This window comes from Nonomuraea aurantiaca (assembly GCF_020215705.1).
GTDB lineage: Bacteria > Actinomycetota > Actinomycetes > Streptosporangiales > Streptosporangiaceae > Nonomuraea > Nonomuraea aurantiaca.
In genome coordinates, this window is the sequence record NZ_JAIWNB010000117.1 from 1 (window position 1) to 1,297 (window position 1,297).

Genomic DNA, 1,297 nt, shown 5'->3' on the forward strand with positions numbered 1-1,297 from the left:
GAAGCGGTGGGTGATGAATGTGCTGGGGTCCAGCCGTCCGGCGGCGATCATGTCCAGGAGGGTCGGCGTGGAGTAGGTGTCGACCAGGCCGGTGGTGATGGTGAGGTTGCGGATCCACAGGTCTTCGAGGTGCAGGGTGGCGGGTGTGCCGTGGACGCCGATGTTGGCGACGTGTCCGCCGGGGCGTACCAGGCGGGTGCAGAGTTCGAAGGTTTCCGGGAGGCCGACGGCTTCGATGGCGACGTCGGCGCCCAGCCCTCGGGTCAGCTCGGCGATCGCGCCGGCCGGGTCGTCGCCTGCACCCACGACCAGGTCTGCGCCGAGTTGCTTGGCGGCCTCCAGCCGCGCAGGGGCGGGATCGATGGCGACGATGTGGCTGGGCGTGAACAGCTGCGCGGTGGTGATCGCGGCCAGGCCGATCGGTCCGGCTCCGACGATCACGACGGTGTCGCCGGGCTGGACGTGGCCGTTCAGCACGCCGACCTCGTAGGCGGTGGGCAGGATGTCGGCGAGCATGAGCGCGGCCTCGTCGGTGACGCCGTCGGGCAGCAGGTGGGTGGAGGTGTCGGCGAACGGCACGCGGACGTATTCGGCCTGGGGGCCGTTGACGCGGTGGCCGAGGATCCAGCCGCCGCCGCCCAGGCATTGGCCGAACATGCCGATGCGGCAGTAGCGGCAGCGCCCGCACGCCGAGATGCACGACACCAGCACCCGGTCTCCCGGCTTGACAGTGCTGACGGAGCTTCCGGTCGCCGTGACGGTGCCGACCGCTTCGTGGCCGAGGATCGTCCCCGGTTCCACGGTGGGCACGTCGCCCTTGAGGATGTGCAGGTCGGTGCCGCAGATGGTGACCGCGTCCACGCGGACGATGGCGTCGGTGGGCTCGATCAGCTGCGGATCGGGAGTCTCCTCCCAGGACCGCCGGCCGGGGCCGTGGTAGATGAGCGCCTTCATCATGCCTCCTGGTGGTGTTCACCTTTCACGCTGGCCGGGACGGGGCGGGCTGACTAGGGACGAACGTCCCGTTCCATCGATGCCTTTCGGCCGTGCCTACCCCCGCTCACGTTCGATCCGCAGCCCGGCTCATCTTGGGACCAATGGCACTCGCATTCGGGACTTCGTCCTCCGGTGGCCGGTTGCCCGTTTCGCGAGGCTGGAGGTGTGAGTTGAGCTCGTGAAGGAGATGCGTGATGAACGGACGGATCGTGGTCGGTGTGGACGGGTCCGCGCCGGCGACAGCAGCGGTGGAGTGGGCTGCCGCCGACGCGCGGCGCAGAGGGCTTGACCTGCGGCTCGT

Annotated in this window: 2 protein-coding genes; one reads left to right on the top strand and one right to left on the bottom strand. The window is 69.6% G+C overall.

Annotated elements, in window-relative coordinates; genetic code table 11:
- The coding region (locus tag LDL49_RS56415; RefSeq protein ID WP_225303193.1) for a zinc-dependent alcohol dehydrogenase family protein at positions 1 to 957 on the bottom strand (957 nt) is incomplete at its 3' end.
- A 233-nt stretch (positions 958 to 1,190) separates the two neighbouring features.
- Here LDL49_RS56415 and LDL49_RS56420 point away from each other — a divergent pair.
- A partial coding sequence (locus LDL49_RS56420; RefSeq protein WP_225303194.1) for a universal stress protein occupies positions 1,191 to 1,297 on the top strand: 107 nt, incomplete at its 3' end.